This is a genomic window from Streptococcus sp. HMSC065C01 (assembly GCF_001813525.1).
GTDB lineage: Bacteria > Bacillota > Bacilli > Lactobacillales > Streptococcaceae > Streptococcus > Streptococcus parasanguinis_V.
Genome location: NZ_KV812837.1, coordinates 1 through 9,384, shown reverse-complemented (window position 1 = coordinate 9,384; position 9,384 = coordinate 1). Strand labels below are relative to the sequence as shown.

Genomic DNA, 9,384 nt, shown 5'->3' with positions numbered 1-9,384 from the left:
CTCTCCTTTGTACATACAATTTGTATATACATACTACCATAAGATAGAGAGGGGAATCAAGTAAAAAATGGATTCTTCTTTCACTAAATCTAATTAAGAGATACCGATAGCTAATCTATATTCTTTCTCTCGTGTCATCTGATACCTCCTAGAATCAACAATTTAAGTAGATTCCACATCTTAATTTGACAACTCCAAGTAATTGTAGTCAATTATATTAGATATATTTTATTAATTTCTTTATAGTAAATTACTATTTCTCTAGCCAAGAGAACGCTTGGTTTAGCATTTCTTTTGCTTGTCCAACTATACACGGTCCATGAGAAATAATAATATTCTTAGGTTCCCATTTCTTTATTCTATGATAACTCTTCAATGCTTGTTTTTTACCAAATAAAAAAGTCATTCTTAAATCTCTTGGTGTTTTACCATTTGGATAGTGATTATCACCTATTTTTAACAGTAGCTTTTCAAAAATCGATAAATTTTCTGTTTCTATGTTTTCAATAAGATCCGTTAAAATTAGAGTTGAACTTTCAGTATGGAAAAAAACAACCTCTTTCACGTAAAAACTTCCCTCAAATGTTGTAAAACAAATTTCTTCGTTCCAATTGGCCTTGCTTAATTCCTGACCATAATCTAAACTCATTCCCGATTTTCTGGCACGCTTTTGAACACCACTAGCTAGCCAAACTTTTGCTTCAGGAAATAGTTGATGCCATTCACCTATATAACTATAATGTAAGACATTGGGTGCAATAAGGTGTTTCACCTCACCTAATTGCTTGATTTCAAAAAGTAAATTGTCATTAGGCTTAGTCGGTGAATGCACCCAAAGACCACCATTCTGTAAACGGATAACTGTCATTCTAGTTGAAAAAGGCACTTTGAAGAATTTGAAATCCATCAGTACTTCTTCCCCATCCACAACCCATAGATTATCTGCTATCTTTTTTAAGGAATTGAGGGGACTATATTTTTTGACTTCCATGGAACTCTGCTTTCTAAATTAATAAAGTATAATCAATTGTTATTCTCCAAAAATGGAACAACCAACTTAATCCACTCTTGAGGTATATAAGCTGATAAATAGCCGTGGTTATAGCCTTTAGCTTCATACAGGATCGTATTGGGATGGAGCTGCTGAAATAATTTCGCCGATGCTTTCACACAGTTCAATTCTTTTTCACCGTAGATATACAGTACCTGGGCCTTACTAGTAGAAATTGTGTCCTTCAACTTGTAACGCCCCATATAGGTTTTGTAAATGGTCACCAATGTTTTGATAGACGTCCTTGGCAGATCCTCCAAATAATATGCTTTTATCTCCTCTGGATAAGCCAGGTTAGGATAGAGTTTGTTCATCATGCTTAACTGGAGTTTGCAAGAGAATTTACTGAACATCAGTTTACCAAATAGTGATACTAGAAAGATGCTGATTTTAGCTAACCTTGGTTGAGGAATACAGAGGCTTCCGTCTATGATGGCCTTCTCAGCAATTTCGCTGTCTAAGGACAAAAGCTCCATAGCAATTTGACCTCCAAGCGAAACACCACCAATCGCAAACAACTTCCCGCCACAGTGTTCTTTGATATAGTCTAGGATCTCCAAAGCAGAATCTTCCGTAGAAACATAATCAAGTTGATATTCTTCGCCGTGGCCATTCAAAGTAGGTAAAATAACACGGTATTCTTCTGATAAGATCCGTGCTTGGCGAAGATAATTCCACCAAGAACTGCCACCGCCATGTATCAGCAAGATAGGAGGCAAATTCTTATCACCAAATTCATGGAATTTCATGTTTAAACTCCTTACTGTGGGATTTTCACTAGATACATCCATATTAAATCATTTTGAACAAGCAGTGATACTGCCTCAACATGTGATGCTAGCAAACATCTATATTATCGAACGAAAAGTGACTAGTATGGCTTTGTTATTATATGATTGAACGAATTTATCACTTTAAGAAATGTAAAAACCTACCGATAAGTCTTCATCAGATTCATGTGGTTTCCAAGGTACATTAAAACCGTAGCTATAGCTCCAATCTGGATGCCAGTCCTTATAATATGGGACACGACTGTATTTGCCAAGTGTCACTTCATCCTCCTCTGATGATTCCTGACAGGTTATCCCAAACTGGATACCATCAAGTTCCCAGTAATTTCCCCAAACATATTCATAAGAAATGACATCAACCCAGCGGGAAGCGTCAATCTCAAAGTCGGTACATAACTTTAACGATTGGAAAGTACTATAGTGCATATTGTAAGGTTTGATATGTATAGCGCAGTCAACGTGATACTTTTCATAATTGGTATTCAATAGGATAACCTTCATTGGAATGGGAACGCCATTCAGTTCCAACCACCAGTATCCAAGTTTATTGTGCAAAATATCAAAATATTCGTCTGTTGCTACTGATTTAGAAAAATCATTTATTTGCAAACATCGACCTGACCTTAATAATTCAGCTGCAATCTCTCTTGCTTTCCCTTTATCAAAATCAGAGTAACGCTTAATCACACGCTTTAACTTGTCAATTGGATATGAGATGTCTTTTTGCGAAGCCTGATATATCTTCACAACATGAGCAATCTTTTCAACGTCGTTGATTCCAACAGGTACAACCACAAAATGGTCTTCCCTGATTGATTCATCCTCACAAATATAGATGTATTCCTCACCAAACTCTGAAAAAGTGACTGATGCAACTCTGTAAACTATATCTGATGAATTTGAATCAGTTTCTTGATCAGATAGCTCCTTCTCTTTACTATCTAAATCTATCCACTTATAGAAAGTATAACGATTTGGATTCTCATCCTCACCGAATACCATCAAGCTATGACAATTTGGACATTGCCAAGCATAGTACGAAGCATCAGTAATATCATAATAATCAATCTTATTATTTTCATCTGCGGTATCCGTTATCTCTTCCCATAACTCATCCGAGAATACCGAAAAAGCATTCGGGTCTGGAGCAGCATGGTCATTCATTGGATATCCGCATTGACAAGTCCACTTACCCATAATATAACTCCTACAGCTAGTAACCAATCTTACCGTTTATCGTTTTAGCATATTATACCACGAAACAACACAAAAAACTGCAACCTTTCGATTGCAGTTTCCTACAAGTCAACTTCTCTTCCTTCAAGGAAAGTTACAGGAATCTGCCCACTTCCTGAGATTGTGATGTTGTCGAGAAATTGGCACATGATATTCCTGTCAAAATAACTACTCAACTTGACCAAAATCCTATCCAGTTTACCATCTCTACAATCCTATATCAGTCGGTAAAAGGCATCACCACACTATGCAGTTCTCTGTTACCGTATCGTTTCGTCTGTTTCCCTCCTCATTCTATGAGACCTATACCCCATGATACCTTCTCGACCTTCGGTTTCACCTTGTCGCATGGGCGGATCATCTTTCTTTTCTAGGAAATCAAGGAAATAAGGCGACTTGGCTGAGATATGGTTAATCATGAAATCAAACATGAGATAGTAGTCTTGACTGAGTGCCTCAATATCGCTCCAATCTCCAAAACCCTCATCAACCTTGGTATAGTCCACGGGTGCAAACCCGCGGTCGCCTGACGATGGAAAGAAGGGAAGAATGTGGACACCACCGACCACATCTTTCAAAGGGCCTTCTAAGACCTGCTTCAAGTCTTTCAGATTTTTTCCAAGACTGTCTGAAAAGGTAATTAACATTGCTTAATTTTTACTTTCATAACTTGCTCTATTTACCTTCCTCAAAGCGTTTATAGACTGCTATAAATTCCTCAGCAATCGTTCGAAAACCTTCTGCACTCAATAACTGATCCTCAGCGTGCATCAGAATTAGACCTGTTTGGTTTAATTCCCCATTCATTTCTTTTGTCAAAAGTGAGTGGTGAGCATTGTGTCCCTGTACAAATGCTTCTTCGCCTTGTTTAATTCTATCTTTAGCCTGCTCAAATTCACCCTGCTTAGCCAATTGAATAGCATCGATGTACATAGATTTTGCTGTTCCTACATAGGTGATAATTTGAAAACACACTTCGAGTACTTTTTCGTCCATTTTAATGCCTCTCTTACCAATCTTCGTCTTCTAAATCGCTTGTTTCTTGTATTTCAGCTTGTAAAGCTTGTTTATCCATCTGTTTAATAAACGGATAATAAACAAAGAAAGACATAACCAAAATAAGTGTTTGCAACAAGGCTGTTTTCCAACCACCGATGATAAATCCTGAAATAATTGGAGGACAAGTCCACGGAACTTGAACGGCACCATACATAGGTGTCAGTCCAAAATAAATCGCTGAATACTGGATGATACAAGATAAAATAGGCGTTAATATAAAGGGAATTGCTAAAACTGGATTCATTACAATCGGCAAACCAAAGAGCACCGGCTCATTGATATTAAAGATGGCTGGAACCATTTCAAGACGTCCAAGAATTTTTAGTTGTTTTGATTTTGCAAATGCAACCATGTAAACTACCAAACCAATCGTAATCCCGGCACCTGTAACATTGATAAATTGATCAAAAAATTGAATCGTCACAATATGACCACCATTGGCTAGATTTAATTCAAGGCCCTTATCTAAAATGGCTTGGTTTTCCAAAGCATTCGCCTGTAGCAAGCCACTCATGATGCCACCAACTACAGTTGAGCCGTGCACCCCAAACATCCATAAGAATGGTACAAGGAAACACATAAGCACCGCACCAAACAATGAGTCAGTCAAGCCTTGCATTGGTGTTTGAATAAGATTATAAATCACTTCAATCGTTGTGACCTTAAACAATTGTTCAACAAGTCCGACAAAGATCGTTGCCGCTGTGATGATAACAGTAGCAGGAATCAAGGCTGAAAATGCGTTGGCTACACCAGTTGGTACGCCATCTGGCATTTTGATTTTGATATTTTTCTTCAAAAACCAAGAATAGCTTGCTCCTACAATCAAACCAACGATAATGGCACCAATCATCCCTTTCCCGGAAGTCCAATCCTTCAGAATAATGTTACCAACTACATCCCCATTTTTAGAAATCAAACTGGAGGGCTGGATTAGCAAGAAAACTGCTAAGGCAATGACACCTGCCCCAAGCGGCTCCTGTTTTTCTAGCTTAGCATAGGTATACGCAATCCCAATGACTGTTACAATCGCACTGATATTAAAGGTCGCACCAATTGCTTGATTGAGAACAGGGGTAATACCACTAGTTTCTAACATCGTTGCTAGAGCTGGAACTGGAAAATTGGCCAAGATAAGAAAGATGGAGCCAACAATCAACAATGGCATAGAGAAAACAATACCATCTTTTATCGCTGTTACACCTTTGGTATTGACAAAGGCCATCATCCGATCAACAAACTTTTTAATTAGTTTATCCTTCATCATCTTCTCCTTATTTTTTCATCATGTAAGCTTGTTTAAGAACTGCCATACCGTTTACAGTGCCATAATCAGCCATTGCAATCACTTCTACAGGAACATTGTGAGAAGCACAAATTTCTTTTGCTTTTTCAAGTTGGAAACCAACCTGTGGGCCTAATAGAGCCACATCAATATCTCCAACTCTTTGTTCCAATTCACTGATGGAATAAGCTGCAATTGTTGCATCTTTCCCTTTTTTCTGAGCCGCTTCTTTCATACGCTCAACCAAAATACTTGTTGACATACCTGCTGCACAAAACAATCCAATATTCATTTTAATTACTCCTTATAATTCGTTTCCATTTGATGTAATCACTTTTTGATACCATGTAAAGGAATCTTTCTTCATTCGTTGCAAAGTTCCTTCGCCATTATTATTCTTATCGACATAGATAAAGCCATAACGCTTCTCCATTTCACCTGTACCAGCACTAACAATATCGATACAGCCCCAAGGGGTATAACCAATGACATTTACGCCATCTTCTTCAATCGCTAACATCATTTGTTCAATGTGTTGTTTGAGGTAATCAATGCGGTAAGAATCATGGATTCCATCAGGCTCTACCTTATCATAAGCACCGAATCCATTTTCAACTATAAAAAGCGGACAGTGATAGCGATCGTATAAAAGATTTAAGCTATAGCGTAATCCCTCAGGGTCAATCTGCCAACCCCAATCGCTTGATTCAATATAGGGATTTTTCTTAGTATAAACATCTTTGAAAAGCTCTTCTGTTTCCTCAGATGCTGTAGCAGTCACTGTATCACTCATATAGTAACTCAAGCCAATATAATCTACACAACCTTCTTTTAGAGTTTCTAGATCTTCTGGTAAAATATCCAGTTTGATATTATTTTTTCGACAAAAGGCCTCGATATAGTAAGGACGCTCTCCAAAAACATGAAGATCTCCATAGTGAAATAAACGATGCTCCATTGCCTTCTGGCTAGCAAGTATATCTTTTGTATCACATGTATTCGGGTAAAATGGTACCATTGCCAGCATACAACCAATTTTGAAATTTTTATTGATTTTCCGACCCAATTGAACAACTTTTGCAGAAGCCACTGACTGATAATGGATAACCTGCTGTAGTACCTCAACTGGATTTTCATCTTCTTGATAAATGACACCAGAATTAGTCCATGAGCACCAAGGAACATTAATTGCACCTTGATTATTGATCTCGTTAAAGGTCATCCAATACTTAACTTTGTCCTTATATCGTTCCATGATGACTTCCGCAAAACGAACAAAGAAATCAATCAACTTGCGATTACGCCAAGCACCATACTTAGTAACTAGATGATAGGGCATTTCAAAGTGACTGAGTGTGATGACCGGTTCAATTTGATGAGCTAGCAGCTGATCAAATAAATCATCATAAAATTTCAACCCTTCTTCGTTAGGTTCTTCTTCATCTCCATTTGGGAAGATACGAGTCCAGGCAATCGAAGTTCGAAAACACTTAAATCCCATCTCAGCGAATAATTGTATATCGTCCTTATAGGTTCTGTAAAAATCTATTGCATCATGATTCGGATAATATTCGTCAGGTAAGACGCCATCAGTAATCTGTCGAGAGTGGCTAGCACTTCCAACCGTCATCACATCGGCTATCGAAATGCCTTTTCCACCTTTATCATACCCTCCTTCAATTTGGTGAGCAGCAACTGCCCCACCCCATAAAAAGCCTTCTGGTATTTTTGCCATTTTACCTATCCTTTCTGTATTTTGTACTAGCGCTATGAACAAGTCTATTTTATAACATACTGTACCTGCTGACAATAGATATTGAGATAGAAAATATATGTACAGTCGAACAATATTTGTTACATAAAAAAAACAAGAGTTTTCACTCCTATTTTTTTAAATAAACTTGGTAACGTAAGGATTCTAAAAAATAGACAACTGGAATCTGAGTGGTCAAATTAGTGGAACGTAGCGAGGAATCTGCGTAGGCAACTGGCATAAAGTAGGATAAATTTATATCCGATAGCTGTGATAAAGTGGAAATATCTGTATTTGTCAGACTAACAATCTTAGCATTTCTTTCTTTGAATCCCTGTACCAGAGTTAGAACTTCTTCTGTCTCACCGCTGACACTTAGAGCAATAACCAAAACATCCTCCAAATTAGAATGATGCAATTTCAGAGAATAAAATGGATTAGTAATAGCAAAGCTAAGAATACCGATTCCAGAAAAAAGATATGAGCCATATTCTGCCAAACTTAGACTAGTACCCACCCCTAAAAAGATAACTTGTTTGGCTTGAACGATCAAGTCTGCTATCTCTGATAGTTGTTTTTTTAAAGCTTCATCTTGGACACTAGTCTGTAAAAATTGTATTGCTGGAATATCAATAGGAAAGTAGTGACGATGTTTATTTTCCTTATCTTCCGACCTTGACAAGGCATATTTTAAATCATTGTAGCTATCAAATCCCATCTTTTTCGCAAAACGAATGATGGTTGTTGTCGATAGATTTATAGATGTCGATAGCTCTCTGATAGTCATCGTAGCAACTTTATCTCTATGTTGCAATATAAAATTATACACGCTTAATTCACTATTATTTAGCCCTTTTGCTTTATGATAATCAAATAAATTCATAGACACCCTTATGCTTTTGTAGTATATAGTTGTTTCATTAACATTTCAATAATGAGAATAACAGGTACCTGCGTCGTAATATTAAACCCATTTAAAAATAATTGAGGAACATGATAGGTTATGGAGCAATCAGATAGCCTTGACAATGTTGATTCCAATGTATTTGTGATGGCAATAACTGGACAACCTTTTTCCTTTAATTTTTGTACAATTTTCAATGTTTGAGAAGTCTCACCAGATTCGGATAAGGCAATGACACAAGTTTTTTCCATACTGTTTTGTAGCACTGGTTGCCAAGGATCTTCAATACACATACTAAATTTGCCAATATTTGAAAAATAGCGCGCTCCATATCGACCTAAAGTTCCAGAGGAACCAATTCCGACAAAAACAATCTGTTCAACGTTCTTTAAGATTGCCACAGCCTCCATAATCAGCTGCAAAAAAGTATCTTGCTCAGTATAATCAATGAATAGCTTCAAAGAATTATTGTCTTGATTGTTTAAAATAATTTGCTCATTTTTTAAATATTCTTTATAAGCAATCTTAAAATGGCTATATCCATCAAATCCTAGATGCTTGCAAAATCGTTGTACGGTTCCAACTGATACATGTGCAAGTTGGGCCAATTCCTTGATTGTCATAGAGGATATATTTTCATTTTCTAAAATAGTTGTATAAATAGCATTTTCTAAGTCGTTAAAACTTGCTACAACCTCATAACTAAACATATAATCCCTTTTTCTATCTCTATTGATTTGCTTACAATGTAACAAAAAACTAATAACCAAAGTGTTCTACACTAAAATAATGGAGAGCATAATGGCTATAAAACCAAGTCAGCATTAAAATCTATTAGAAAACCAGACGAATCAGATTTGTCTAACGAGACATGGTTAAGAGAAAATACTTTAAAACAGTATTGCCTTATGTTCTAGATTATATCATATTTTTGAGCATACTTTGAGTATTGTTAGTTTATTGACTTAAAAGAAACATAACAAGAGCTTATCTCTATTAAATTGTCTCAATTTCAATCGTCCATTCTGGAGATATGTAAGGTGGGGACGTTTCTATTCCCATAAACTCCTTGTCAATGGAAACAAACACGTACCCACAGGGTAAATGGAAATAGAAACTGATAATTTCTAGCTATCACTTCTATTCATTCCAAAAATTTTCTCACTCTGATACTTCCCCACGCCAATACAAAAAGCCTTGCAATCAAGGCTTTTCAAACTCCCTTGCGTTCAAAGGTTTCTAGGTTTTTACGAGCAGAGCAACACACTCCACGTGTGCTGAGAGCTTTCTTCTATACTAATAGAC

Annotated in this window: 9 protein-coding genes and 1 pseudogene; all 10 read right to left on the bottom strand. The window is 36.7% G+C overall.

The genetic code is table 11. The annotated features are described in order from the left end of the window. Nucleotides 1-253 precede the first annotated feature (253 nt). Complete coding sequence (locus tag HMPREF2918_RS02565; RefSeq protein ID WP_048716239.1) at nt 254-991, bottom strand: DUF4336 domain-containing protein; 738 nt, start codon at nt 989-991, stop codon at nt 254-256. Nucleotides 992-1,023: 32 nt separating this feature from the next. Further along, entirely contained in the window at nt 1,024-1,800 is a 777-nt protein-coding gene (locus tag HMPREF2918_RS02560; RefSeq protein WP_070594504.1) for an alpha/beta fold hydrolase, read from the bottom strand. 165 nt (nt 1,801-1,965) lie between these two features. Further along, nucleotides 1,966-3,039 (bottom strand): hypothetical protein, encoded by a 1,074-nt coding sequence (locus tag HMPREF2918_RS02555; protein ID WP_070594503.1) that lies wholly within the window; start codon nt 3,037-3,039, stop codon nt 1,966-1,968. A gap of 395 nt (nt 3,040-3,434) precedes the next feature. After that, nucleotides 3,435-3,725: pseudogene (locus tag HMPREF2918_RS02550) on the bottom strand (alpha-amylase family glycosyl hydrolase); the annotation flags it as partial. A 28-nt stretch (nt 3,726-3,753) separates the two neighbouring features. Next, nucleotides 3,754-4,074, bottom strand: a complete 321-nt coding sequence (locus HMPREF2918_RS02545) for a PTS sugar transporter subunit IIA (RefSeq protein ID WP_003003528.1) — start codon at nt 4,072-4,074, stop codon at nt 3,754-3,756. A gap of 13 nt (nt 4,075-4,087) precedes the next feature. Next, the gene (locus HMPREF2918_RS02540; protein WP_003003586.1) at nt 4,088-5,401 is read right to left on the bottom strand and encodes a PTS sugar transporter subunit IIC; all 1,314 of its coding nucleotides are present in this window, start codon (nt 5,399-5,401) and stop codon (nt 4,088-4,090) included. A 10-nt stretch (nt 5,402-5,411) separates the two neighbouring features. After that, nucleotides 5,412-5,714 carry a PTS sugar transporter subunit IIB gene (locus tag HMPREF2918_RS02535; protein ID WP_003003699.1) on the bottom strand — a complete coding sequence of 101 codons (303 nt, stop codon included), beginning with the start codon at nt 5,712-5,714 and terminating at the stop codon, nt 5,412-5,414. 12 nt (nt 5,715-5,726) lie between these two features. Then, entirely contained in the window at nt 5,727-7,157 is a 1,431-nt protein-coding gene (locus HMPREF2918_RS02530; RefSeq protein ID WP_070594501.1) for a 6-phospho-beta-glucosidase, read from the bottom strand. A gap of 148 nt (nt 7,158-7,305) precedes the next feature. Then, nucleotides 7,306-8,058, bottom strand: coding sequence for a MurR/RpiR family transcriptional regulator (locus tag HMPREF2918_RS02525; RefSeq protein ID WP_003014478.1), 753 nt, complete (start codon nt 8,056-8,058; stop codon nt 7,306-7,308). Nucleotides 8,059-8,066: 8 nt separating this feature from the next. After that, on the bottom strand, nt 8,067-8,789 hold the full coding sequence (locus HMPREF2918_RS02520; protein ID WP_003014472.1) for a MurR/RpiR family transcriptional regulator: 723 nt from the start codon (nt 8,787-8,789) through the stop codon (nt 8,067-8,069). Between the last annotated feature and the right edge of the window lie 595 nt (nt 8,790-9,384).